Origin of the sequence: Primorskyibacter sedentarius (assembly GCF_004342065.1) — a bacterium.
Lineage (GTDB): Bacteria > Pseudomonadota > Alphaproteobacteria > Rhodobacterales > Rhodobacteraceae > Primorskyibacter > Primorskyibacter sedentarius.
Genome location: NZ_SLZU01000012.1, coordinates 128,132 through 152,945, shown reverse-complemented (window position 1 = coordinate 152,945; position 24,814 = coordinate 128,132). Strand labels below are relative to the sequence as shown.

The window sequence follows — 24,814 nt, the reverse complement described above, 5'->3', positions numbered from 1 at the left end:
TGTTCTTCGCTGAAACGGCTTCTCTTCATCGTCTGTCTCCTCAGTTGGAGAACAGGCTAACCAAAAACGCCGGACATTTCAGGGGAGCACGTCAGGGTTTCGAAGGTGACGTCTTTGAAATCGACGTCCAAATCCACTTTTTTGATCAGGTCATCTGCCTTCGGGAAGGCTTTGTCGAGTTCGTGCGTCAGCCAAGTTTTTACATCTGATCCAAACAAGCCAACGGCGGAATCGGGCGGGTTTTGTTTAGCGAGAGGTAGATAATATTCAACGACAGCATCTCTTGACCCATCCAGTTGTACTTGAATGTCAGTCTTTACCCGCCCCTGGTACTCCTTCAGTTCCTCTCTCAGACTTGCAATTCTCTCTTCAAACTGTGGTTTTGCGGACTTGAGGAGTGCGCGACCAAATTTCTTTCTGAGGGATGGTGTAAAATCCTTTCGGAGCTTGGCAACTTTGTCATTGAGAGGTTTGGACGATATTGAGCTGTTCTTGGCAATCAGGTCGAAAGATGACTTCAGCCGTCCATCCAGTTCCTGCCCACCACCCAATGCTTGAATTTCAGCCGGAATTGCTACGCGTTTCTTGTCGATAGACGCATTCCGGAGTTCGACTTCTACATATTGAAGAAATGTATTGTAGACGCGAACTTTGCGCGCAACATCGAACTTCGTAAGGGGGACTTCTTGGATCGCCTTGTCAATCTTTTCGATTGTCTCTGGCGGAACAGCAGTCGGCGCATTTTCCACTACGATGCTTTCAAGGTGCTGTCGCTCTTGGTCTGATTTTGCCATGACAAGAGCGACAGCCTTGGCGGCAGGGGAAAGCCTCGCCATGGCTTCTTTCGCCTGTTGGGGCGCAAGACGCATTGCGTTCATGCCTTGGTCGTCATGGTTCTCGGCTTCGAGCAAAAGCGCAGTGGGCGTGAAAACGAAGCCTTCATCATCAACGACCAGCAGGCCCATCCGGAGGCTGGGTGACGACTGTGTCGCAATCCCTGCGCCCTGTAGTTTCTTTATCGCCTCCAGGTCGCCGTAACCTATTCGGAAGACGCGCTCATCGAAGTCCACACAGACGGTGATCAGATCCGAACCGATACGACCTGCGACTCCGAACAAAGCATCTGCAACCAGGGTGTGCATTCCGGGGGCGGCAAAACACACAGATGCTTCCGCATTGGAGATCAGCACGGCCATTTCGTCTGACGACAGTGTAGAGAAGTAGGAACTCATACTGCTTCTTCTCGATCCCTTTCCCGGTCCTTCATTGCGCGATGCCAGTTTGGACGATGCGCACGATAACTATGCGCACCCACTTTCTGTGCCTGCTTCACGCTACTTCGGAGTCTCTGCGTGTTCAATCGAAATGCTTCATGTCATTGCCTTTTCGGATGCATCGTTTCGAATGGAGTGGAGGCTCGCTCAGACCTCACTGGGTGGATGATCGGGAAAGCTCTGAACGTCGCGTTCAAATGCCTCGACGTCGGACAGTCTGTACACGACCCGGCCGCCGATCTTCAGGTATCGCGGACCTTCCTTTGCCCAACGCCAGCGCTCGAGTGTTCGGTGGCTGATCTTCCAGCGGGCCGCCAGTTCTTTCTGATTCACACATACTTCGCTCATTTTCGTCTCCTTTTGCGCAACTCACTTCGGTCGCAAGAGAACGAATGCGTGAGAAGAAAGCCTATTCAAGTCGGTAGGTTGCGTGCTCGGAGGCTATGTTCGAAACAGGCGGCCAAGGCGTGAATGGGCGCAAGCCTTAGAAGCGACGTCGGAACGTTCGGGACGGAGCGGCCCCCATCGGCATGGGGTCGGACACTTTTCTCAAGATTTCAGGGATTATCGTGGCATCTAGACTCGATCCGAAACGCCAAAACAGCCGAATTGCGGAGCGGGTCATTCCCTCCGCCACCACATCCTTTCCCGTCGAAATCTTTACTGCTTTAGGCCTGTTGCAGAGTGCGCTGCGAAGTCGTCCCGGCATGCCCGATAGGTGCTGTTTGGGGACATCGTGCAAGCCCCAAGCAATCAGCAAAGGTGCAATGGATAGTGACCCTATCCGTTTGCGCCATTGGCCATACTTTTCCGGTTCTTACCTGCGGCGGCCGATACGAGCAAAAGGGCGCTCAGAAAGTATGGCGCGAGAATGCGTTTTCCCAGTCTGAATAGAAAGTTGAGTAACCATGCCCGTATCGCCCACAGTTTCCTATCTTGGCACATCCACTGACAACGACCTTTCCGATGGTTTCACCAACCAGAATGGCGAAACACTTGCCTCGGATGCCGATACCGCCGACTCGGTAAACGGGCTCGAAGGCAACGACGTCATATCCACCGGTTTGGGCAACGACCTTGCCGCGGGCGACATGGTTGGTGATGAGTGGGTCTTTGTCGACGGCAAATGGGTCTTCGTTCCGAGCGCGCTTGTTTCGAGCGCTTACGGCCAGGATTTCTCTTTCGACGACCTGATCCAGGCGGGTGCAGGTGATGACGTGCTTTTGGGGAATGGCGGCAATGACAGCCTCTATGCGGGTCTGGGCGATGACATCGTCAATGCCGGACGGGGCAGCGATTTTCTGTTCGGGGATCACGGCGACGACACGCTGAACCTTGAAGCCGGCGATGACATTGCCGAAGGCGGCCAGGGCGCAGATATCGTGAATGGCGGGGCCGGGAACGATGTCATCTTCGGCGACGAAAACGGCCGGAACTTTCTGCGCGAGACCGATGGCGCCACGACGCTGGCACAGCATGCAAAGACCGGCGGCTGGACGCTGACGGGCGCAGCAGGCCAGCAAATGATCTCGCAAACCGCCGCCACGGTCGCGGGCGAAACCTACACGATCACGTTTGATCTGGCGGCGAACCTGTCTGGCGGCCATTCCGCTGCTGCTGTCGATGTGATCTGGAACGGCCAAACCGTTGAAACAGTGCAGGCGACGTCCGGTGTCTTTTCAAGCTTCGAAATCGAGGTGCAGGGCCAAGGCTCTGAAAGCGCGCTGAGCTTCCGCTCCGCCACCCCGGCAGAGGCGACACCGTATGACACTTCCGGCCCGATCGCGTCCTACGATAAAGCGATGACAATCGGCGGGACCGACGTGACGGTCAGCGCGTTTGCCCCGGGTCAGGCCAAGCTTTATCAGGTGATCGACGGCCAGCTGAACGTCTTTGATCCGGCGGGCCAGACTTACACAGCCGTTGGTGCGCAGCCGGACTTCAAGATCAACGGGGTCGGGTACAATATCGAAGACGACCTGATCTACGGCGTTGCAAAGTCCACAGGCACGGACAGCCTGGGCAACGCGGTTGCCATCGCCGATGTCGTCATGATCGATGCCGAAGGGGCCACCTACCGGATCGGCAAAGGCTATTATGGCGATTACGTCGGCGACTTTGACGACAAGGGCAATCTGTGGACCTTCCACAGCGCGCTCAATCGCATCAGCATCATCGATGTTGACGCGCTGGACGCAAACGGCAATCCGACGATCACCTATCATCATTTCCCGGCAGGCATGTTCACCGATCGAACGTTCGACCTGGCCTTTGATGCAGCGACGAATTCCTTCATCGGCGTTATCGCGCCGCAAACTCAGGGCGGGCACGGGAAGGTCGTGCGGATCGACGTCAGCGACGTGATGAATGGCGGCAAGCCCACGTTCACGGAGATTGCCGTGACGGCGACCCTGCAGGACGGCGCCATGATCGATGGCATGGCGAAGGGTGCCTATGGCGCGGTTTTCTTCGATGGCAGCGGCAACATCTATTACGGCCTGAATTCCGGTGATCACGACATGGACGCCTCCACCGGTCGCAGCGGCGCGATCTTCAAGATCAACGCGGATTGGGAGGCTGGAACCGCCTATTCCGAATTCATGTCCGATGCTCCGGTCACCGGGTCCAATGATGGCGCTGTCGACCCGCGTTCGACAGATGCCTTCGCCCAGACCGAAACGGACGCCCCGTTGCTGCTGCGCAATGCGTCGCTGACCATCGAGGCCGGCGGCAATGACACCCTGCGCGGGGGCACAGGGGACGACACGGTTCATGGTGACGAGGGAGATGACGTCATCAATGGCGGGGCTGGTGAGGACCTGTTGTACGGTGACGAGGGCGCCGACAGGATCCTTGGTGCGGCCGATGGGGACACTCTCCACGGGGGGGCTGGCAATGACAGCCTGCTTGGGAATGCGGGCTCTGACGATCTGGATGGCGGCGCGGATGCAGATTACCTTCACGGCGGCAATGGCTATGATGCGCTTGCCGGGGGCGACGGCCAGGACAAGCTTGTCGGCGGTCTGGGTCAGGACACGCTGGAAGGGGGCGCAGGCAACGACCACATCTGGGGCGGCGACTGGGCAGCGGACGGCATGCAGGACGTTTTCGTGTTCAAGGCCGGGTCGGGCAGGGACTTCGTGCATGATTTCGAAGCGGGGACGGATCTTCTCGATCTCACCTTCTTTGAAACCGGGATGGATGCCGTCCTGAATGCCGCGCAGGACAAGGGTTGGGCAACCGTCATCGACCTCGCCGCGCTGGATCGCGGGCAGGCAGAGGACCGTCTGATCCTGAAATCCGTCGATCTGGCCGACCTGACGCAGGACAGCTTCATTTTCTGAGTACGGCGCGGGGATTACAGTGTGACCAGACTGGCCCGTTACGTGCCCGTGTTGTGAAAGGGAGCGGCCGTTATCAGAATGGCCGCTTTCTTTTCGGATCAGAACTGTGATCTGCTCGGGTCGCTCTGGCCGCGGTTCGCCATAAAGAAGCGCTGACAGCGCATTAGGACGAGGTGGCGTTCTTCGTATCACAGGCGATGTTCGGCATGGCCGCTTCGCCGCAAAGGGCACCGGGGAAACGCTGACGCTGAAGATCTACGACAGGTTGAGAAACAGCCCGCCCGCTGCGGTCAAAAGCACCACGAACCACGGTGGCAACTTCCAGACCGTCAATAGAATGAACGCTGTAAGGCCAAGGGCAAAATCGTATGGCGAAAGGATCGCGCTGGTAAAGACCGGGTGGTAAAGCGCCGCACCAAGGATACCCACGACAGCCGCATTCGTCCCCCTCATGGCGGCTTGCGCGGCGGGACGCGCGCGAAGGCTGTTCCAGAAGGGCAACGCGCCGACCAACAGCAAGAACCCCGGCAGGAAGACGGCCACCAGTGCAATTGATGCGCCCGCCACCCCGCCAAGCCCCGACTCCGCTACCGCACCGAGATAGGCCGCAAAGGTGAAGAGAGGTCCGGGCACGGCTTGGGCCAGACCGTATCCCGCAAGAAAGGCGTCTTCGCTGACGGTCTCGGATATGGCGGCTTCTGCCTGCAAGAGTGGCAGAACGACATGCCCGCCACCGAAGACAAGCGCCCCGGCGCGGTAAAACGCGTCAAAGAGCGCGGCGCCGGCCCCGGTGGTGGCAGCGACCGGCAGCGCCAAGAGCAACAGGGCAAACAGCAAGAGCGAGACTGTCCCGGCACGCCGCGACACCGGGAAAGAAAGATGGGTTGGCGCGGACGCGCCGCCACCTTGGCAAAAGGCGAGCCCGGCCAACCCTCCCATCACGATGGCGGCGATCTGACCGACCGACCCGGCCATGAAAACAACAATCAGCACCGCCACCAGCGCGATGCTTGCGCGTGGCCTGTCGGGGGCAAGGCTGCGGGCCATCCCCCACACGGCCTGGGCTACGACCGCAACAGCAACCACCTTCAGACCGTGGATGATGCCCGACCCGACAGGCGACGCGAATGTCGGCATAGCGAGGGCAAAGAGCACAAGAAGCAAAGCTGATGGCAAGGTGAAGGCAGTCCACGCCGCGAAGGCCCCGACCGGCCCGCCCCGCAGCAATCCGAGCGCGAACCCCACCTGGCTGCTGGCCGGACCGGGCAGGAACTGGCACAGCGCGACCAGATCAGCATATCCGGCCTCATCGATCCATTTGCGGCGCGTGACCAGTTCGTGACGGAAATACCCCAAGTGCGCCACGGGGCCGCCAAACGAGGTCAGCCCCAGTTTCAGAAAGGCGCGAAACACCTCCCCGGCCGTTCCATGTGGTTGGGCATGTCCGGCATTTTCCAGACCGTCATCTTGTGCCGCCATGATGCCACCCCCGCTTTTGGTCGTGCTGTGTGGATCGATGCCACAGAGCGTTGCGGATTTGAAGGGCCAGAGAAACCGCCTCAACGGGCTGACGCTGCCGGAGCCTTAACCAAATATTAACCGACATCGCAGCAGATTGACCCGAGTGTTTGGCTCGAGTGACCCATGGTTGTGATGCAAGGTGAAACCCGTGAGTCCTTTGGCGTAACCTCGGGGTGGTTCAGCTACGTTCCGACCCTTTTGGTGTTGGTCGCGGTTGTCATCATCGGCCTTGTCGGCGGACGGCAGCACACTCTAATCGAAACGCAAAAAGAACGTGACCGGGTCACAACCCGGCTCGAAGCGCTTGGGGGGCGGATCGAGAGCAATCTCAACACGCCGATCCAGTCGGCCCGCGGGGTTGTCGCCGCGCTTGCATCAGAGCCTGATATGTCCCAGCGGCGCTTTTCCTGGCTAGTCAGCAGGATCATTGGCTCCTCGCGCGAGATCCGAAATGTTGCGGCGGCGCGCGATCTTGTCGTGAACCTTGTCTACCCGATAAAGGGCAACGAATCCGCGCTTGGATTGGACTACCGCCTGCAGGAGGCGCAGCGCGAAGCGGCGTTTCATGCGCGCGACACTGGCGAGTTCATCCTGACCGGTCCTGTCGATCTGGTGCAGGGTGGGCAGGCCTTCATCGGGCGCATCCCGGTCTTCAGCGGAACCGAGGGCTCTCATCAGTTCTGGGGAATTCTTTCGGTGGTGATCGACCTGCCGACGCTTTACGAGACCTCCGGCCTGTCGGATGAGGACCCGGCACTGGAAATCGGCATTGTCGCTGCCAACAAAACGACCGGGGCCGAGAAGCAATTCTACGGCTCCGCCGATCTGCTGGGCGATGATCCGGTCAGCGCGGATGTGCTTTTCCCCAACGGGTCCTGGCGGATGTATGCGCGGCCGATTGATGGCTGGGGGTCCACCGTGTCACTTTCGGCATACCGTATCCTGCTTGTCACCGGCGGTCTTGCTGCTGTGTTCCTTGCTGCGATGGCCAACGTCATGTTCGTGCAAAGGCAACATACCATCCAGGTTCTGCGCAGCCGCGAACGGGATCTGGAACAGGCCCGCCAAGAGGTGGAAACCCTCGCATTGCACGACCATCTGACCGGGCTTCCCAACCGTCGACATCTGGACCGCAAGTTTCGAGGCATGGCCGGACGCAACCACCCCGGTCTGATCCTGCTGGACCTCGACGGGTTCAAGGATGTGAATGACACCCATGGGCACGCAAAGGGCGACGCGCTGCTGGTGGAGGTTGCTCGCCGTCTTTCCAAGGCGCTGAGATCGGGCGATTTTCTGGCGCGGATTGGCGGGGATGAATTCGTGGTCATCTGCGGGCCGTCGCCACAGGAAGACCTGACACCTGAACGCAGCAAGGCCATTTTGAAGGAGGTGGCGCAGCGGCTTATCGGTTGCGCTCAATATCCCTTCAGAATCGGTGAGACGGAGTGTCGTATCGGGATCTCTACCGGCATCCACCAGATATTGGACGAGAATGACGATGCGCCGGATTACTGGCTGTCACAGGCCGACCGCGCGATGTACGCCGCCAAACAGGCCGGGCGGAACCGCTTCGCGTTCTCCACCCCGCAGCCCAACCGCGCGTCGCTGCGCGGCAATCGTACCGGCGAGTTGCTCGAAGCGCTGAGCGGCGACCAGATCCAGCCCTATTACCAGCCGCAATTCGGGCCGGATGGCAGGTCGGTGGTCGGGGTGGAGGCATTGGCGCGCTGGATTCACCCCAGAGACGGTTTGATCAACCCGCAGGAATTCATGGATCAGGCGCATGCCCTGAAAGTGGAGAGCGAGATAGATCGGTTGGTCTTGGCTCGCGCCATCACTGACCTGTCGAGGTGGGAGCGCGCAGGCCTGACGGTGCCGCGCGTTTCGGTGAACACCTCCTTCCGCAGCCTGGGCGATCCGCATTTGATAAGCGCGGTGGACGCTGTGGATGTCGATCCTGACCGGTTCACATTCGAGGTGCTGGAGTCGATCTTCATAGATGACGGTCAACTCATCCTTTCGCGGAATGTCGAGGCGCTCAAGGCCCGGGGGTTCAGGATCGAGGTGGATGATTTCGGCACCGGCCATTCCTCGGTCACCAGTTTGCTGAAGCTACGTCCGCACGGGCTGAAGATCGACAAGATGCTTGTTCAGGCGGCGCCATCATCGCAGCAGAACCGCCAGCTTTTGGCCGCGATTGCCGAGATGGGCCACGCAATGAAGATCACCGTCTGCGCGGAAGGGATTGAGACAGAAAGCCAGCTGTTCACCGCGCGGTCCGTCGGATGCACCCGGTTCCAGGGGTTCCTGCTGGCCCACCCGATGAGCGCGGATGATTTCGAATTCTTTCTACAGGGCGACAGGGCGAAGGCCGGGTAGGGCGCTTGTGCCTTCGGTCTTGTTCGCATCGGGCTCAGGCGTCGCAGACCACAACATCTGTTCCCCAATCCACACAAGAGGCCCCTAACGGGGGCGACAACGCCTTGTCGGTGAAGAACGTGTCCACCTCTGACAGCGAGGCGATCTTGGCAGGCGCGCTGCGAGAGAATTTCGTGTGGTCCGCGACGAGCAGCGATTTCCGGGACTGGCTCAGGATGGCCCGGCTGACGCTGACCTCCTGTATGTCGTAATCCAGCACGTCGCCATCCGGGTCGAGAGCCGAACAGCCGATCACGGCCATGTCGAATTTGAACTGGCGGATCGTGTCGGCTGCCAGATTGCCGATCAGCCCACCATCGGCGCGACGCAGCAGCCCGCCGGTCACGATGATTTCGCAATCGGGATTGGCAACAAGGATATTGGCCACGTTCATGTTGTTGGTCACGACCATCAGATTGGTATGATGCAACAATTCCCGCGCAACGGCCTCTGTGCTCGTCCCGATGTTAAGGAAGATCGAAATGTCGTTGGGGATCGTCGCGGCGCAGGCACGCGCAATCGCGGCCTTTCCGGCCGGGTTGATGGTCCGGCGTTCTTCATACCCGATATTGGTGGTGCCCGACGGCAGGACAGCACCGCCATGCACTCGTTCCAACCTGCCGACCTCTGCCAGATCGGACAGGTCGCGCCGAATGGTCTGCAATGTGACGCCGAAACGCTCTGCCAGACCCTCGACCGTCACTTTGCCTTCCCGTCGCGCAATCTCCAGGATTTCGGGGTGACGGAAGGATTGGGACATCGGCGCATTCCTGTTGTTTCATCGCCTTTTGGCGGTATGCTCAACCTGAACTATAGTGCCGTTCCTTGCAGTTTCGCAACGCATAGTGGCGCGGGCGCGCATGGATGATCCAGGGATTGCGTTGCGGTGCATGCACCGGGGTTGCGATTTGCCGACCGTTTTAAACGAAAAAAACCGAAAACAAGACGATTGCGATTTCGCTCCTTTTGGAACATAAAGATGGAGAACATGCGTTGAGGGGGAATCGCGTGGCTGACTCTGTGGATACTGATGTTACGGATCTCTTTGTCATTGGTGGCGGCATCAATGGCTGCGGAATTGCGCGCGACGCGGCCGGGCGGGGATTGTCTGTCACTCTGGCCGAGATGAACGACCTTGCATCGGCCACATCCTCCTCTTCGACAAAGCTGTTTCACGGTGGTCTGCGCTATCTAGAATATTTCGAATTCCGGCTGGTGCGCGAGGCGCTGATCGAGCGTGAAATTCTGTTGCTTGCCATGCCGCATATCAGCTGGCCGATGCGCTTTGTTCTGCCTTATCATAAGGATATGCGGTTCGAGTCCGAAACGCCGACCTCCCGTCTGCTTAGTGTTTTCATGCCGTGGATGAAAGGGCGTCGTCCGGCATGGCTCATTCGTCTGGGCCTGTTTCTTTACGACCATCTGGGTGGAAGAAAGATCCTGCCCGGGACCAGAACGCTCAGCCTTGCGGGTACGAAAGAAGGCGCGCCGCTTCAGGGGCGTTTTGCCAAGGCTTACGAATATTCGGATTGCTGGATCGAGGATTCCCGGCTGGTCGTTCTGAACGCACGAGACGCCGAAGCGCGCGGTGCCCGGATCATGACGCGGACGAAAGTGATCTTGGCAGAGCGTGACGGAGAGCTCTGGCGCATAAAAACGCAAGATAACGAAAGCGGCGAAACCGATGAGTTTCGTGCCCGAATGCTGGTCAATGCTGGCGGGCCTTGGGTTGGTGACATCATCCGCAGCAAGGTGCGGATCAATTCCCGTGAAGGTGTCAGGTTGGTGCGCGGAAGTCATATCGTGACGCGCAGGCTGTACGATCATGACAAGTGCTATTTCTTTCAGGGAACGGATGGGCGGATCATCTTTGCCATTCCTTACGAGAATGATTTCACCCTGATCGGCACGACCGATGCGGAACATCACGATCCGTCGGAAAAGCCCGTCTGCACGCCGGAAGAGAAGAAGTATCTTGTTGATTTTGCAAATCAATATTTCAAAGACAAGATCACGGAAGGCGATGTTGTCTGGACCTATTCGGGGGTGCGGCCGCTTTATGATGACGGCGCAAGCAGTGCGACCGCGGCGACCCGTGACTACACTTTGAAAGTCGACAGCGAAGGCGGCGCCCCGATCCTTAACGTGTTTGGCGGCAAGATCACCACCTATCGCCGCTTGGCCGAAAGCGCGTTGGAACAGGTCGCCGCCCACTTGCCCGGTGTGAAGGACCCATGGACGGCGGGTGTGCCGCTTCCCGGGGGTGACTTTCCCGTGGACGGGGTTGCGGCGCTTGTCGCTGGCTTGCATTCAGACTTTCCATTCCTTTCGGATTTCCTGGCGCGTCGGCTCGTGCGCGCATACGGAACCGAGACCAGACAGATACTGGCCGATGCCAAGTCACTTGCCGATCTGGGGCGGGACTTTGGCGCTTCGCTGACCGAGGCGGAAGTCGTCTGGCTGATGGAAAAGGAATATGCGCGCACGGCCGAGGACGTGGTCTGGCGTCGCAACAAGCTGGGCCTGCGGCTCAGCACCGAGGAAATTGCGGAACTGGACAGGTGGATGGCTGAACGTCGTCAAGCCGCGTCCAACGCCGCAGAATAGGATTGCTCCGCTTTGGCGGGCAGGGAACAGATTGGGGGGATCTGATGACACTCGAACTCAGAGCTGTGTCAAAAGTCGTGGAGGGACAAACCCATATCCATCCGACGGATCTGACGCTTGAGAAGGGCACGATGAACGTGCTTTTGGGGCCGACCTTGTCGGGCAAGACGTCATTGATGCGTTTGATGGCAGGGCTCGATACGCCTGCAACCGGCCGGATTTTCTGGCAAGGCGAGGATGTGACCGGAATGCGGGTGCAGGACCGCAAGGTCGCGATGGTCTACCAGCAGTTCATCAATTATCCGTCGATGACCGTCTATGAAAACATCGCGTCGCCGATGCGCCTGCTCGGCATCGACAAGGCAGAGATTGACCGCCGTGTCCGCGAGAATGCAGAACTGATGAAGCTGACGCCGATGCTGGACCGCAAACCGCTGGAACTGTCAGGCGGCCAGCAGCAGCGCTGTGCGCTTGCGCGGGCGTTGGTCAAGAATGCCGGTCTGGTTCTGCTGGACGAACCGCTTGCCAATCTGGACTACAAGCTGCGCGAAGAGCTGCGCGTGGAAATCCCAAAGATATTCGAGGCTTCCGGGGCGATCTTCGTCTACGCCACCACAGAGCCGGAAGAGGCTCTGCTGCTGGGCGGCAACACCGCAACGCTGTGGGAGGGCCGTGTCACGCAGTTTGGAGTCACGCCGCAGGTCTACCGCCAGCCGGTGGATGCCACCACGGCGCGGGTCTTCTCGGATCCGCCGATGAATTTCCTGCAAGTGTCGAAAACGGGCGGTAAGCTGATGTTCGGCAAGGGCCAATCGACGGAGGCCGTTGGAAAGCTGGCAGAGCTGCCGGATGGCCGCTACACGGCCGGCTTTCGCCCCAACCATCTGGAAATCGGCAGGCATTCCGCCGATGCGGTGGAATTCACGACCACGTTGACCGTGACAGAGCTGACCGGGTCCGAAACCTTTGTGCATCTCGATCACCACGGCGAAGGCTGGGTGGGTCTGGTCCACGGTGTCCATGACCTGACGATCGGCGCGCCGCTCAAAGTCTATCTGGATCCGCGTCATGTCTACATCTTCGACGAGGACGGCAAACTGATTGCGCCCGCGTCCTATGCGCTCGCAGCCTGAGGGGAACACAGATGGCCAAGATCACGCTTGATAACCTCGCGCATTCCTATCTGCCAAATCCGACATCCGAGGATGATTTCGCTCTGAAAGAGCTGAACCACGACTGGGAGGATGGCGCGGCCTACGCGCTTTTGGGATCGTCTGGCTGCGGCAAGTCTACGCTGTTGAACATCATCTCGGGGCTTTTGCATCCCAGTCAGGGCCGCATCCTCTTTGACGGAAAGGATGTAACCCACGCGCCTACGGCAGAACGCAACATCGCTCAGGTGTTCCAGTTTCCGGTCGTCTACGACACGATGACAGTGCATGACAATCTGGCCTTTCCGCTGCGAAATCGCGGCAGGGACGAGGCGTATGTTGCTGAACGCGTTCAGGAAATCGCCCGCATGATCGGGATGGAGGAGATGCTGTCGCGCAAGGCACGCGGCCTGACAGCCGATGCCAAGCAAAAGATCAGCCTTGGTCGCGGGATGGTGCGCAAGGATGTGAACGCGCTGCTCTTTGACGAGCCGCTGACAGTGATCGATCCGCATATGAAATGGGAATTGCGCACCCAGTTGAAGAAGCTTCACCACGATTTCGGCCATACGATGATCTACGTGACGCATGACCAGACAGAGGCGCTGACATTCGCCGACAAGGTCGTGGTGATGTATGACGGCCGCGTCGTCCAGATCGGCTCGCCGGAAGAGCTGTTCGAGAGGCCCGAACATACGTTCGTTGGCTATTTCATCGGCTCGCCGGGCATGAACGTCATCCCCGCGCGTATCGACGGGAATATTGCCTATATCGATGGATCAGAGATCGCTCTGGCCGGGGGCTACGCGCCGCTGGATGGCAAGGTAGAGATTGGCGTGCGCCCGGAATTCGCGCGGCTTAGCCAAACGGAGGGGTTGCCGGTGCGCATTCGCCGTGTCGAAGATGTCGGCAGGCACAAGATCATTCGCGCCGAGTTCTTTGGTCATGACATCAACATTCTTGCCGGTGAGGACGATCATGTCAGCGCCGACATGAACCGTGTGACCTTCGATCCGGCGCATGTGAATGTCTATGCCGATGACTGGCGGGTGCGGACACAAGGGGAGGCCGCCTGATGAAAACCGTTGAATTGCGCGCATCCCGTCTCGGGCTTGACCCGAGACCTCTTGCCAGAGGCTCCGCGCCCCGGGTCACACCTGCAGCGACCGACATTGGCAACGGGGGGATCGCCTGATGGAAAAGACAGTCAATCAGAAAGCATGGTTTCTTGTACTGCCGGTGCTTTTGCTGGTCGCATTCTCGGCGGTGATCCCGCTGATGACGGTGGTCAACTATTCGGTTCAGGACACGTTCGGCAACAACCAGTTCTTCTGGGCGGGGCTTGAATGGTTCAGCGAGATGCTGGAATCCGAACGGATGTGGGATGCGCTGGGGCGGCAGCTGATGTTCTCGGGCATCATCCTTGCCATCGAGGTGCCGCTTGGAATTTTCGTGGCGCTCAACATGCCGAAATCGGGGTTCTGGTCCTCGTTCTGCCTGGTGATGATGTCGCTGCCGCTGCTGATCCCCTGGAACGTGGTTGGCACGATCTGGCAAATCTTCGGACGTGTCGATATCGGCTTGCTCGGTTACACGCTGGACGCGCTTGGCATCAACTACAACTACACGCAGGACACTCTTGCGGCCTGGGTCACCATCGTCGTGATGGATGTCTGGCACTGGACGTCGCTGGTGGCGCTTCTGGCTTTCGCGGGTCTGAAATCCATCCCGGATGCCTATTATCAGGCCGCAAAGATCGATCAGGCCTCGCGCTGGAAAGTGTTCCGTTTTATCGAACTTCCCAAGATGATGGGCGTGCTGATGATCGCGATCCTGCTGCGCTTCATGGACAGTTTCATGATCTATACAGAGCCATTCGTCGTCACCGGCGGCGGGCCGGGCAACGCAACAACGCTGCTGTCCATCGACCTTGTGAAAATGGCGCTGGGGCAGTTCGACCTTGGCCCTGCAGCGGCGTTCTCACTGATGTATTTCCTTGTGATCCTGCTCATCAGCTGGGTGTTCTACACCGTGATGACCAATCTCGAAAAGCGGGAGGGCTGAGCCATGGCGGACGCCACAACCAACACGTTCCCGACCACGCAGCGCCGCGCGCGCAAGCGGATCAAATCCAGCGCGGTCGTGATGACGCTGTACCTGCTGTTCCTGCTGCTGCCGATCTACTGGCTGCTGAACATGAGCCTGAAGACCAATACGGAGATCCTGAATTCCTTCACGCTGTTCCCGCGCGACCTGACATTTGCCAACTATGCCACGATCCTGACGGACCCGGCCTGGTATATGGGCTATGTGAATTCGCTGATTTACGTCACGATGAACACGGTCATCAGCCTCGCCGTGGCGCTGCCTGCCGCCTATGCGTTCAGCCGCTATCACTTCATGGGCGACAAGCATCTGTTCTTCTGGCTGCTGACCAACCGGATGGCACCGCCCGCCGTCTTCGCACTGCCGTTCTTTCAGCTCTATTCCAGCGTCGGGCTGTTTGACACGCATATCGCGGTGGCACTGGCGCATTGCCTGTTCAACGTGCCCCTGGCTGTCTGGATCCTCGAAGGCTTCATGCGCGGCGTGCCCAAGGAAATTGACGAGACAGCCTATCTGGACGGCTACGGCTTTGGCCGCTTCTTCGTGAAGATCTTCATGCCGCTCATTGCATCCGGTATCGGTGTTGCCGCCTTCTTCTGCTTCATGTTCTCATGGGTGGAACTGCTGCTCAGCCGCACGCTGACCACAGTTGACGCCAAGCCCATCGCCGCGATCATGACCCGCACCCAAGGCGCGTCGGGCATCGACTGGGGCGTACTGGCCGCGGCCGGCATCCTGACCATCGTACCGGGTGCACTCGTGATCTACTTCGTCCGCAACTACATCGCCAAGGGCTTCGCCCTGGGCCGGGTATAAGGGAGACATCTCATGGCATGGATGGCATGGACATGGCCGACAGCGATCTTTTTCGCGGTTATCGCGTCGCTCCTGATTACGTTCACGGTGCTCGCGATCAAATTCCCGGAAACGCCCCGCACGGGGATTCTGCGGATTGAGACGACGCGGGGCGACCGGCTTTTCATCACGCTTCTTGGCTCGGCCTTCATCAATCTGGCCTGGCTTGGACTTGTCGGGGCTCACCAGCCCTACGCCTTGATCGTGTGCCTTGTTTACGCAGCGGCTGTCTTTCGCTGGGTATAGGCGCAGGGTTGCGGTCGGGAGTTGAGGAGGCCCGGCCATCACCAACGAAATCCTCGAACAAACTGGTTTTAATTGGGAGGAAACCAATGAACTCGAAACTCAAGTCAACCACGGCAGCGCTGCTGATCCTTGCGGGTCCGGCCTTTGCCGATATGGACGCCGCACGCGCGTTCCTGGACGCAGAGATCGGCGATCTGTCGACGCTCAGCCGTGTGGACCAGGAAGCCGAGATGCAGTGGTTCGTCGATGCCGCAGCCCCGATGGCAGGCATGGAGATCAAGGTGGTGTCGGAAACCATCACCACGCATGAATATGAAAGCCAGGTGCTGGCACCTGCCTTCACCGCGATCACCGGCATCAAGGTCACCCATGACCTGATCGGCGAAGGCGACGTTGTCGAAAAGCTTCAGACCCAGATGCAGTCGGGCGAGAACATCTATGACGGCTACATCAACGACTCTGACCTGATTGGGACCCACTGGCGCTATCAGCAGGCGCGCAACCTGACCGACTGGATGGCGGGCGAGGGCGCGGATGTGACCAACCCCGGTCTTGATCTGGACGACTTCATCGGCACGGAATTCACCACCGCGCCCGATGGCAAGCTCTACCAGCTGCCAGACCAGCAATTCGCGAACCTCTATTGGTTCCGCTACGACTGGTTCAACGACGAAAAGAACAAGGCCGATTTCAAGGAACAGTTCGGTTACGATCTGGGCGTTCCGGTGAACTGGTCCGCCTATGAGGATATCGCCGAATTCTTCACCGGCCGCGACCTTTCGCATATGGGTGTCGACGGCGAAGTCTATGGCAACATGGATTACGGCAAGAAAGACCCGTCGCTTGGCTGGCGCTACACCGATGCGTGGCTGTCCATGGCCGGTGTCGGATCGAAGGGCGAACCCAACGGTCTTCCCGTCGATGAATGGGGCATCCGCGTGAACGAGAATTCGCAGCCCGTCGGATCCTGCGTGGCCCGTGGCGGCGCGACCAATGGCCCGGCTGCCGTTTACGCCGTGACCAAGGCCATCGAATGGCTGGAAAAATACTCGCCGCCCGCGGCCGCAGGCATGACCTTCTCCGAGGCCGGCCCGATCCCGGCACAAGGCAACGTGGCCCAGCAGATGTTCTGGTACACCGCCTTTACCGCTGACACGGTCAAGCCCGACCTGCCCGTCATGAACGAAGATGGCACGCCCAAGTGGCGAATGGCCCCCAGCCCGCATGGCGTCTATTGGGAAGAGGGGACCAAGATCGGTTATCAGGATGTGGGGTCCTGGACGCTGATGAAATCCACCCCCGTGGATCGTGCAAAGGCCGCGTGGCTTTATGCGCAATTCGTCACCTCCAAGACCGTGGATGTGAAGAAGGCCCATACCGGCCTGACCTTCATCCGCGAATCCACCGTGCAGCATGACAGCTTCACCGAACGCGCGGACAAACTTGGTGGTCTGGTCGAATTCTACCGCTCGCCCGCCCGCGTCCAGTGGTCGCCCACCGGCACCAACGTGCCTGACTACCCCAAGCTGGCACAGCTGTGGTGGCAGAATATCGGTGACGCCATGTCTGGTGCCAAGACCGCTCAGGAAGCGCTGGATTCGCTCTGCGCCGATCAGGAAAAGGTCATGGAGCGTCTGGAACGTGCTGGCGTTCAGGGCGATATCGGTCCCAAGCTGAACGAGGAAAAAGACCCTCAGGAATGGCTTGCGATGGAAGGCTCGCCCAAGGCAAAGCTGGACAACGAGGATGAAGATCCGGTCACCGTCTCTTATGACGAGCTGATCAAGTCCTGGCAGTAAGCCATGTTTTCGTCGGGGCCCTGTCGCGGGGCCTCGACATCTTCCACTGAATTCCGACATGGTTCGGAAACCGCATGGTGGGCGACTTTTCAACACGTCCCCGCGAATGATGAGGCTGGCCATGACCCATATCCTTGCAATCGATCAGGGCACGACATCCACGCGCGCAATCCTGTTCGACACAAAGCTTTCGATCATCGCCTCCGCGCAAGAGGAGTTTGCGCAGCACTTCCCGCATAGCGGCTGGGTGGAGCACGACCCTTCGGACCTGTGGTCGACCACGGCGGCGACCTGCCGGTCGGTGATCGAAAAGGCCGGGCAGGGTGCCGATCAGATCGCGGCCATTGGTATCACCAATCAGCGTGAAACCACGCTTGTCTGGGATCGCAAGACCGGCCGGCCGATCCACAACGCCATTGTCTGGCAGGACCGGCGCACCTCTGACATGTGCAAGGCGCTGAAGGCGGACGGCTTTGAAGAGACCGTGACCGACCGGACCGGATTGCTGCTTGATCCCTATTTCTCGGGCACGAAACTGGCCTGGATCCTTGATAATGTAGAGGGCGCGCGCGACCGCGCCGAGGCCGGAGAGCTGGTGTTCGGCACCGTCGATACCTGGCTCGTCTGGAACCTCACCGGCGGCAAGGAACATCTGACGGATGCCACCAACGCCGCCCGCACGATGCTTTACGATATTCGCAAGGGGCGGTGGTCCGGCACGATTTGCGAACGGCTGAACATCCCCATGTCGATGCTGCCTGAAGTCCGCGATTGCGCTGCCGAATTTGGCGAGACGCGTCCTGATCTGTTTGGTCGCCCAATTCCGATCCGCGGGATTGCGGGCGATCAGCAGGCGGCCACCGTGGGGCAGGCTTGTTTTGAACCCGGCATGCTGAAATCGACCTATGGCACCGGGTGTTTCGCGCTGTTGAACACCGGGGATACACCGGTGCGGTCGAAGAACCGTTTGCTGACGACAATTGCCTACCAACTGGACGGCAAGCCGACATATGCGCTGGAAGGGTCGATTTTCATCGCCGGTGCGGTGGTGCAATGGCTGCGCGACGGGCTCAAGATGATCCGCGACGCGGCCGAAACCCAGCCCATGGCAGAGCGGTCAGACGACACGCAGCAGGTGGTTCTGGTCCCTGCTTTCACCGGGTTGGGCGCGCCTTATTGGAATGCTGAATGCCGGGGGGCCATCTACGGGTTGACCCGCAATTCCGGGCCCGAGGAACTGGCCCGCGCTGCGCTGGAAAGCGTCGGTTTCCAGACCCGCGATCTTCTGGACGCCATGACGAATGACTGGGCCGGGTCAGCCGACGCTGATGCCGCGACCCCGGCGCTGCGCGTTGATGGCGGGATGAGCGCGTCTGAATTTGCCATGCAGTTTCTGTCCGATATCATCGACGCGCCGGTAGAGCGTCCGCGCGTGCTGGAGACAACCGCGATGGGGGCCGCGTGGCTGGCGGGCCATCAGGCCGGGCTGCTCCCCGACATGCAGGCCTTTGCCGAAGGCTGGGCCGCGGATGCCCGGTTTGATCCCGACATGTCGCAGGACGTGCGGGAGGCCAAATACGCCGCATGGAAGCGGGCGGTTCAGGCCACGATTGATTACGCGTCCTGAAGATTGTTGCGCTTGCGCTGGATGCCCACCGTAGAAGGCAATTTGCTCAATCGCAGCGCATCATAGATGGCTGCGATCCTTTTGGCTTTTGAAACATTGACCTGCTCCGCCATCTGACGCTCTTCAGGCGATAACGTCAGACGGAGTATGAATTATATCAACGGCTTGCGCGCCACTCTTCCCAGTCTTCCGGAGTATCCAGATCTGCAAGGGCCGCGCGTCCGGGAAGATCGACAAGGTGAACGCGGTGCGCCATCTCCTTGAGAATGGCGCGCGCACCACGGTCCCCGCTCAGCCGAGAGAATTGCGCCACGCAATCAATTGGAAAAAGGACGGGGTGACCCGGTTTGCCGGCGGATGCCCCTTGAACTATTGCATTCGGGTCGGACTCGAAGGCGTTGATCAGATGCGATATTTCAACTTCTGTGATGTCCGGCATGTCGGCGGGCAGGACCATTACACCGTCAACGGTATCTGGCAAGGCCAAGGCTGCTTCGCGCAAGGATGCTGCCATGCCCTCTGCCGCATCTGGTACGGTCACGACCTTGATGGGCAGCCCGCTTAACGCGCCCGCGCGTGGATGACTGGCCGATGGCAGGGTCACCAGAACAGTTTTGGACGCAGCGCAGGCGCGCGCCGCCATCAGCGCCAGCAGGGGCTGTCCATCGACCACCTGCAAGAGCTTGTCAGCGCCGCGCATTCTGCTGCTGGCACCGGCGGCGGGCAAGATGATGGCGACAGTCATCCGCGCATCCGCACCCCTTCGGGATCGAAGGGCGACTGCGTGACCAATCGGGCCGGGCACCGTTTTCCCAAGATCTCAATCTCGGCCTCCAGCCCGTCAACCACCCGGCCACGCGGGATCAATGCCAGCGCAACGGACTGACCAAGGTGATGCGAATAGCCGCCGGACGTACAGAAACCCTCGACCTTGCCGTCGATCCAGACGGGCTCGTAGGCTTGAACATCGGCGTCCTCCGCTTCGACAAAAAACGCTACCAGCTGGCGTTTCGGCGGCGTTTTCTGCTCCTCAATCGCGGCAGGTTTTCCTATAAAATCAACATCTTTCGAGAAGTCTATAAGGCGATCCAACCCGGTCTCGGCTGCGGTGTAGTCGGGCGAGAATTCCCGCAGCCAGGCACCAAAGAAACGGTCCAGCCGAAGGCTCATCATCGCGCGCATCCCGAAGGGGCGCATCCCATGTGGCTTTCCGGCGTCCCAAAGGACATTCCAAAGCTGGCGCTGGTCCATCGGGTCACAGTAGATCTCGTAGCCCAGATCACCAGTGTAGGAGAGACGCTGCACGCGTACCGTGCTCATACCCACGGTCATCTCGCGCACATCCATGAAGCGCATGGATGCGACATCGTCGCGCGTGCAGGCGGCAAGAACCTCTCGCGCCCTTGGTCCTGCGATCTGAAATCCGGTGAGTTTATCTGATATATTCTCGACAGTTACATCAGCTTCCTGATGTTGCTGGAACCAGCGCATGTGGTAGGCCTGCGCGCCATAGCTGGCAGTCAACTGAAACCGCTCCGGCCCGAGGCAAGAGATGGTGAAATCACCAATCAACCGGCCAGACGGCGCCAGCATCGGGGTCAGGGATACGCGACCTTGCTTGGGGATGCGACCCGCCATGATCCAGTCCAGCCATCCGCGCGCGCCCGCGCCGGTGACCATGTACTTGCCGAAGTTGTGAACCTCATTAATTCCAACACCTTCGCGTACGGACTTCACCTCGCGTGCGGTGGCGTCAAAGGCGTTGGAGCGGCGGAAAGAGGGCGTCTCATAGCGCGGCTCCCCTTCGGTGGCAAAATAGTTCACCACCTCCAGCCCGTATTGCTGGCCCCAAACCGCGCCCATATTGTCAAAAATGTCGTAGATCGGCGTCGTTCGGTTCGGGCGTGCAGCTGGCAGTTCCTCGTTCGGGTAGCTGACGGAGAAGCGGGTGCGGTAATTCTCGATCACTTTCGGACGGGTGTAGCCGGGGGTGATCCAGTCGCCAAAGCGCGCGACATCCAGCGCGCTGACATCGCGCTCTGCCTCGCCTTCGATCATCCATTGCGCCAGCGTCAGCCCGACGCCACCGCCCTGGCTGAAGCCCGCCATGACACCGCAGGCGGACCAGTAATTGCGCATGCCCGGAACAGGCCCCACCATTGGGTTGCCATCGGGCGCGAATGTGAAGGGGCCGTGGATCACGGTCTTGACCCCGGCGCGTTCCAGAATGGGGAAACGTTTGTAAGCAAATTCAATGCTGTCGCCGATCTTGTCAAAGTCATCTGGCAAGAGTTCATGCCCGAAATCCCAAGGCGTGCCATCCACGGCCCAGGGTCGGCAGGGCTGTTCATAGAACCCGATACACAGCCCGCGACCTTCCTGACGCAGATAGCTTTCGCCGCCGGGATCGATGACATGCGGATGCTCGGTGCCGCGCTCGTAGATCTCGGGCAGGTCATCGGTGACAAGATATTGGTGTTCCATTGGATGTAGCGGGAAATTGACACCCGCCATGGCGCCAACCTCGCGGGCCCAAAGGCCGCCCGCGTTGACCACATGTTCTGCATGCACAGTGCCCTTGTCCGTCACGACGTCCCAGGTTCCATCCGGCCGCTGATTGGTTTGCTTCACCATGCAATGCGTTTCGATCGTGGCACCGCCCATCCGGGCCGCCCTGGCATAGGCATGGGTGGTGCCGGAGGGATCAAGATGCCCGTCAAGCGGGTCATAAAGCGCGCCACGAATGCCATCGAGGTTGACGATGGGCGCAATCCTGGCGATCTCTTCGGGGCCCACGACCTCTGTCTCCAGCCCCATGTAGCGGTGCTTGGCGCGCTCGGCGAGCAGCATGTCGAACCTGTCGGAATTGTCCGCCAGCGTCAGCCCGCCAACATGGTGCAACCCGCAGGACATGCCGGTGATCTCTTCCAACTCTTTATACAGATGGATGGTGTAGCCCTGAAGCGCGGCCATGTTGGTATCGCCGTTCAGCGTGTGAAACCCGCCCGCCGCGTGCCATGTACTGCCGCTGGTCAATTCCGACCGTTCCAGCAGCATGACATCCGACCAGCCCAGCTTGGTCAGGTGATACAGAACAGAGCAGCCAACGACGCCGCCCCCGATAACGACGACCCGGGTTGTGGTTTTCATCAGTTGCTCCGCTATGTAGTTCGGTGCGAGTGTCGGCGGGGCAACGGGCGCTGGCAAGCCGAAACGCGACAAAGGGCGGTCCGGCAGCGTCGGGAAAGGGTCAGAATGCTAAGCACAATCCTGCGCCGCGGGCGGCAGATCTCCCGGCGGCTTCCTGTCCGGGTCATCCTGTTTGCGGTTCTCAACCTTGTGGCGCTGGCTGTGGCGAAATTCGTCTCTCCCATCGTGCCGGACTGGTTGGGCGAACGGATCGGGGCCAAAGCGGTCGATCCGATCCTCAGCATCATCGCCTCGTCCATGCTGGCGGTGACGACATTTTCGCTGACCATCATGCTGATGGGGTTGCAGCGCGCCTCCAGCCAGTGGACACCGCGCAGCCATCTGATCTTGCGCGAAGATACGATCACGCAGTCGGTGCTGGCAAATTTCCTGGGCGCCTACCTGTTCGCGCTGGTGGCAATCATCCTGCGTGCAGCCGATGTGTTCGACCAGCGCGACATTGTTGTGCTGTTCGGAATGACGCTGATCGTGGTGGCACTGATCATCATCTCCTTCATCCGCTGGATCGTGCATCTGGAAGGGCTGGGAAGCCTGCCTTCCACTGCCGCGCAGATCGAAAACCGCACCAGCGAGGCGTTGCGCCGGATTGCCGAACATCCCAGCAAGGGCGCGCATCCATTGACTGATCCCGCCACTCAGATACCTGACGGGGCGCTGCCTTTCCGAGCGTCGCAACATGGGTACGTTCAGCAGATATTCGAGCAATCCTTGCAAGAGATTGCCGAGAAAAACGATCTTCGGATATTTATCGTGACATCCGTCGGGCGCTACCTGCACAAGGACGATCTGCTGGGTTTCGTCGCGACGCCCAACGGTGCGCTGGAGGATGATCTGGCGTCGAAGATCAACGCGGGCGTGGCCATTGCCGACCTGCGCAGCTTTGAGCAGGACCCGGTCTTTGGGCTTGCTGTGATGGCTGAAATCGCGACCCGTGCACTGTCGCCGGGCGTGAATGATCCCGGCACGGCCATCGACGTGATCTACCGTCTGGGCCATTTGGTGACTTTGGCCGCCCCGCAAGAACAATCCGCGGCCAAGCCGACATTTGACCGCCTCTACCTGCCGCCGGTTGACCTGTCAGAGCTTCTGAACGCCAGTTTCGATCCGATCTGTCGCTATGCCGGCGATGCGGTAGAGGTGCAGCTTGCCATCCAGAATGCGCTGTCCCGTGTCATGATCCATGCGGCCCCCGATCTGGCGGAAGAGGCCCGCAAGGCCGCAAGGCAATGTGCGGAACGTGCCGAGGCGGCGATCAGCTTTCCGGCGGATCTGGAACGGTTACGCGCCGCGAAGGCCGACGCCTGAGGACATCAGCAAAGTGCCGTCAAAGGGGCCGGATCTTCAGCCCGGTCACGCGGTTTCCTTCGCGGCCCGTCACCTCGAATCGGAAGCCGTGAAAGCTGAAGACCTGTCCGATATTGGGGATCATCTGCGCCTCGTGAATGACGAGGCCCGCAACGGTGTTGGCCTCTTCATCGGGCAGAGTCCAGTCGGTCGCGCGGTTGAGGTCGCGTATCGTCATCGCTCCGTCCACCCAATAATGCCCGTCATCGGCGCGGTGCACCGGGTGATCGGCATCCGGATCGAACTCATCGGTGATCTCACCCACGATTTCTTCGAGGATATCTTCCAGCGTGATCAGCCCTTCAAGCGAGCCGTATTCATCCACGACCAGCGCGAAATGCGTGCGCCGCCGCAGGAACTGGCGCATCTGTTCGTCCAGGCTGGTAGTGTCGGGCACGAAATACGGTTTCATCGCCACATCAGTAATCTTGAACGCTTCCAGCGCCTTGGCACCTTCGGCTTCCTGCGTGGCGATCAGTTTGTACATGGCGCGCAGAAGGTCCTTGGCGTGCACGACTCCGATGATGTTCTCGGGCTCTTCGCGGTAGACGGGCAGGCGGGTGTGGCTGCTTTCCAGGCATTGCTCCAGGATCTGGCGCGGGTCGTTGTCGGCATCGATCATCTCGATCCCCGACCGGTGGAGCATGATCTCCTCGACCGTGCGATCGCCAAGATCGAGCGCGCCAAGGATACGGTCACGGTCTTCCTTCTCTACCACGCCTTCGGAATGGCCAAGGTTGAGCGCCCCGGCGATTTCTTCGCGGACTGCAAGGATATGGCTGTCGGGGTCGGTCTTCACACCGAAGACGCGCAGAACGCCGCGCACCAGCCACCGCACTGCCGCCACCACGGGCGAGAAGACGAGGATAACCAGACGTATGATCGGCGCCACGCGCGCCGCCGCCGTTTCCGCATTGGTGATGGCATAGGTCTTGGGCAGCACCTCGGCAAAGATCAGCACCAGAAGCGTCATGACCAGCGTCGCAAGGGCCACCCCGGATTCGCCAAAGGCCCGCGTGAACAGCGCCGTTGCCAGAGACGTGGCGAGGATGTTCACAAGGTTGTTGCCCAGCAGGACAGACCCGATCAGCCGCTCGTTATCCTCGGTGATGGTCAGCGCACCTGCGGCACCGCTTGATCCCTTGTCGGCTTGGGCGCGCAGCTTGCCCCGAGAGGCCGCAGTCAGCGCGGTTTCGCTGCCCGAGAAGAAGGCGGACAGCACCAGCAGGAACACGATTGCCCCTGCCGTGGTCCAGAAAGCAGTGTCGAAGGTCGATATCGTCGAGGAGTCCATTGGGCGCCCTTGGTTGTT

General features: G+C 59.7%; 19 protein-coding genes. 11 read left to right on the top strand and 8 right to left on the bottom strand.

Features of this window, described 5'->3' with window-relative positions:
• Nucleotides 1-56: 56 nt before the first annotated feature.
• Both EDD52_RS23725 and EDD52_RS16040 read right to left on the bottom strand, forming a co-directional pair.
• A complete protein-coding gene (locus EDD52_RS23725; protein WP_165907566.1) occupies nt 57-1,232 on the bottom strand; it encodes a hypothetical protein in 1,176 nt (391 codons plus the stop codon).
• Between the two features lie 189 nt (nt 1,233-1,421).
• Nucleotides 1,422-1,622: a helix-turn-helix transcriptional regulator gene (locus EDD52_RS16040; protein WP_132246798.1), complete on the bottom strand. Its 201-nt coding sequence runs from the start codon at nt 1,620-1,622 to the stop codon at nt 1,422-1,424.
• Between the two features lie 560 nt (nt 1,623-2,182).
• Here EDD52_RS16040 and EDD52_RS16035 point away from each other — a divergent pair.
• Nucleotides 2,183-4,618 (top strand): calcium-binding protein, encoded by a 2,436-nt coding sequence (locus EDD52_RS16035; protein ID WP_132246796.1) that lies wholly within the window; start codon nt 2,183-2,185, stop codon nt 4,616-4,618.
• 255 nt (nt 4,619-4,873) lie between these two features.
• On the opposite strand, the gene chrA is transcribed toward EDD52_RS16035, so the two are convergent.
• Nucleotides 4,874-6,097 carry a chromate efflux transporter gene (gene chrA / locus EDD52_RS16030; protein ID WP_132246794.1) on the bottom strand — a complete coding sequence of 408 codons (1,224 nt, stop codon included), beginning with the start codon at nt 6,095-6,097 and terminating at the stop codon, nt 4,874-4,876.
• Nucleotides 6,098-6,262: 165 nt separating this feature from the next.
• Here chrA and EDD52_RS16025 point away from each other — a divergent pair, with 165 nt between their 5' ends.
• The gene (locus EDD52_RS16025) at nt 6,263-8,518 is read left to right on the top strand and encodes a putative bifunctional diguanylate cyclase/phosphodiesterase (protein WP_132246792.1); all 2,256 of its coding nucleotides are present in this window, start codon (nt 6,263-6,265) and stop codon (nt 8,516-8,518) included.
• A gap of 34 nt (nt 8,519-8,552) precedes the next feature.
• On the opposite strand, the gene EDD52_RS16020 is transcribed toward EDD52_RS16025, so the two are convergent.
• Nucleotides 8,553-9,317 carry a DeoR/GlpR family DNA-binding transcription regulator gene (locus EDD52_RS16020; protein WP_132246790.1) on the bottom strand — a complete coding sequence of 255 codons (765 nt, stop codon included), beginning with the start codon at nt 9,315-9,317 and terminating at the stop codon, nt 8,553-8,555.
• Nucleotides 9,318-9,565: 248 nt separating this feature from the next.
• On the opposite strand from EDD52_RS16020, the gene glpD reads away from it, so the two are divergent.
• From glpD to glpK, 8 genes are all read left to right on the top strand, one after another.
• Entirely contained in the window at nt 9,566-11,164 is a 1,599-nt protein-coding gene (glpD, locus tag EDD52_RS16015; RefSeq protein WP_132246788.1) for a glycerol-3-phosphate dehydrogenase, read from the top strand.
• 44 nt (nt 11,165-11,208) lie between these two features.
• Nucleotides 11,209-12,297, top strand: a complete 1,089-nt coding sequence (locus tag EDD52_RS16010; protein ID WP_132246786.1) for an ABC transporter ATP-binding protein — start codon at nt 11,209-11,211, stop codon at nt 12,295-12,297.
• Between the two features lie 11 nt (nt 12,298-12,308).
• Nucleotides 12,309-13,391 carry an ABC transporter ATP-binding protein gene (locus tag EDD52_RS16005; protein ID WP_132246784.1) on the top strand — a complete coding sequence of 361 codons (1,083 nt, stop codon included), beginning with the start codon at nt 12,309-12,311 and terminating at the stop codon, nt 13,389-13,391.
• A gap of 118 nt (nt 13,392-13,509) precedes the next feature.
• The gene (locus tag EDD52_RS16000) at nt 13,510-14,379 is read left to right on the top strand and encodes a carbohydrate ABC transporter permease (protein ID WP_132246782.1); all 870 of its coding nucleotides are present in this window, start codon (nt 13,510-13,512) and stop codon (nt 14,377-14,379) included.
• 3 nt (nt 14,380-14,382) lie between these two features.
• Nucleotides 14,383-15,237: a carbohydrate ABC transporter permease gene (locus EDD52_RS15995; protein WP_207906042.1), complete on the top strand. Its 855-nt coding sequence runs from the start codon at nt 14,383-14,385 to the stop codon at nt 15,235-15,237.
• A 12-nt stretch (nt 15,238-15,249) separates the two neighbouring features.
• Nucleotides 15,250-15,522 carry a DUF2160 domain-containing protein gene (locus EDD52_RS15990; RefSeq protein ID WP_132246780.1) on the top strand — a complete coding sequence of 91 codons (273 nt, stop codon included), beginning with the start codon at nt 15,250-15,252 and terminating at the stop codon, nt 15,520-15,522.
• A gap of 86 nt (nt 15,523-15,608) precedes the next feature.
• Nucleotides 15,609-17,321 (top strand): ABC transporter substrate-binding protein, encoded by a 1,713-nt coding sequence (locus tag EDD52_RS15985; protein WP_132246778.1) that lies wholly within the window; start codon nt 15,609-15,611, stop codon nt 17,319-17,321.
• A 121-nt stretch (nt 17,322-17,442) separates the two neighbouring features.
• On the top strand, nt 17,443-18,948 hold the full coding sequence (glpK, locus tag EDD52_RS15980) for a glycerol kinase GlpK (protein ID WP_132246776.1): 1,506 nt from the start codon (nt 17,443-17,445) through the stop codon (nt 18,946-18,948).
• Here glpK and EDD52_RS24285 read toward each other — a convergent pair.
• Genes EDD52_RS24285 through EDD52_RS15970 form a run of 3 tightly spaced genes read right to left on the bottom strand, consistent with a single transcriptional unit; the run spans nt 18,936 to nt 22,098 of the window.
• Entirely contained in the window at nt 18,936-19,061 is a 126-nt protein-coding gene (locus EDD52_RS24285; protein ID WP_279389273.1) for a hypothetical protein, read from the bottom strand. The genes glpK and EDD52_RS24285 overlap by 13 nt on opposite strands.
• Before the next feature lie 44 nt (nt 19,062-19,105).
• On the bottom strand, nt 19,106-19,693 hold the full coding sequence (locus EDD52_RS15975) for a nucleotidyltransferase family protein (RefSeq protein WP_132246774.1): 588 nt from the start codon (nt 19,691-19,693) through the stop codon (nt 19,106-19,108).
• Nucleotides 19,690-22,098, bottom strand: a complete 2,409-nt coding sequence (locus tag EDD52_RS15970; protein ID WP_132246772.1) for a GcvT family protein — start codon at nt 22,096-22,098, stop codon at nt 19,690-19,692. Before EDD52_RS15970 ends, EDD52_RS15975 begins: the two co-directional genes overlap by 4 nt.
• A 105-nt stretch (nt 22,099-22,203) precedes the next feature.
• On the opposite strand from EDD52_RS15970, the gene EDD52_RS15965 reads away from it, so the two are divergent.
• The gene (locus EDD52_RS15965; protein ID WP_132246770.1) at nt 22,204-23,463 is read left to right on the top strand and encodes a DUF2254 domain-containing protein; all 1,260 of its coding nucleotides are present in this window, start codon (nt 22,204-22,206) and stop codon (nt 23,461-23,463) included.
• A 19-nt stretch (nt 23,464-23,482) separates the two neighbouring features.
• Here EDD52_RS15965 and EDD52_RS15960 read toward each other — a convergent pair whose 3' ends face one another.
• A complete protein-coding gene (locus tag EDD52_RS15960; RefSeq protein WP_132246768.1) occupies nt 23,483-24,796 on the bottom strand; it encodes an HlyC/CorC family transporter in 1,314 nt (437 codons plus the stop codon).
• Nucleotides 24,797-24,814 lie beyond the last annotated feature (18 nt).

What these genes read in the sequence shown, in the direction of transcription:
- EDD52_RS23725 (WP_165907566.1), bottom strand. Translation starts at nt 1,232, where the DNA reads ATGAGTTCCTACTTCTCTACACTGTCGTCAGACGAAATGGCCGTGCTG.
- EDD52_RS16040 (WP_132246798.1), bottom strand. Translation starts at nt 1,622, where the DNA reads ATGAGCGAAGTATGTGTGAATCAGAAAGAACTGGCGGCCCGCTGGAAG.
- EDD52_RS16035 (WP_132246796.1), top strand. Translation starts at nt 2,183, where the DNA reads ATGCCCGTATCGCCCACAGTTTCCTATCTTGGCACATCCACTGACAAC.
- chrA (WP_132246794.1), bottom strand. Translation starts at nt 6,097, where the DNA reads ATGGCGGCACAAGATGACGGTCTGGAAAATGCCGGACATGCCCAACCA.
- EDD52_RS16025 (WP_132246792.1), top strand. Translation starts at nt 6,263, where the DNA reads ATGGTTGTGATGCAAGGTGAAACCCGTGAGTCCTTTGGCGTAACCTCG.
- EDD52_RS16020 (WP_132246790.1), bottom strand. Translation starts at nt 9,317, where the DNA reads ATGTCCCAATCCTTCCGTCACCCCGAAATCCTGGAGATTGCGCGACGG.
- EDD52_RS16010 (WP_132246786.1), top strand. Translation starts at nt 11,209, where the DNA reads ATGACACTCGAACTCAGAGCTGTGTCAAAAGTCGTGGAGGGACAAACC.
- EDD52_RS16005 (WP_132246784.1), top strand. Translation starts at nt 12,309, where the DNA reads ATGGCCAAGATCACGCTTGATAACCTCGCGCATTCCTATCTGCCAAAT.
- EDD52_RS16000 (WP_132246782.1), top strand. Translation starts at nt 13,510, where the DNA reads ATGGAAAAGACAGTCAATCAGAAAGCATGGTTTCTTGTACTGCCGGTG.
- EDD52_RS15995 (WP_207906042.1), top strand. Translation starts at nt 14,383, where the DNA reads ATGGCGGACGCCACAACCAACACGTTCCCGACCACGCAGCGCCGCGCG.
- EDD52_RS15990 (WP_132246780.1), top strand. Translation starts at nt 15,250, where the DNA reads ATGGCATGGATGGCATGGACATGGCCGACAGCGATCTTTTTCGCGGTT.
- EDD52_RS15985 (WP_132246778.1), top strand. Translation starts at nt 15,609, where the DNA reads ATGAACTCGAAACTCAAGTCAACCACGGCAGCGCTGCTGATCCTTGCG.
- glpK (WP_132246776.1), top strand. Translation starts at nt 17,443, where the DNA reads ATGACCCATATCCTTGCAATCGATCAGGGCACGACATCCACGCGCGCA.
- EDD52_RS24285 (WP_279389273.1), bottom strand. Translation starts at nt 19,061, where the DNA reads ATGGCGGAGCAGGTCAATGTTTCAAAAGCCAAAAGGATCGCAGCCATC.
- EDD52_RS15975 (WP_132246774.1), bottom strand. Translation starts at nt 19,693, where the DNA reads ATGACTGTCGCCATCATCTTGCCCGCCGCCGGTGCCAGCAGCAGAATG.
- EDD52_RS15970 (WP_132246772.1), bottom strand. Translation starts at nt 22,098, where the DNA reads ATGAAAACCACAACCCGGGTCGTCGTTATCGGGGGCGGCGTCGTTGGC.
- EDD52_RS15965 (WP_132246770.1), top strand. Translation starts at nt 22,204, where the DNA reads ATGCTAAGCACAATCCTGCGCCGCGGGCGGCAGATCTCCCGGCGGCTT.
- EDD52_RS15960 (WP_132246768.1), bottom strand. Translation starts at nt 24,796, where the DNA reads ATGGACTCCTCGACGATATCGACCTTCGACACTGCTTTCTGGACCACG.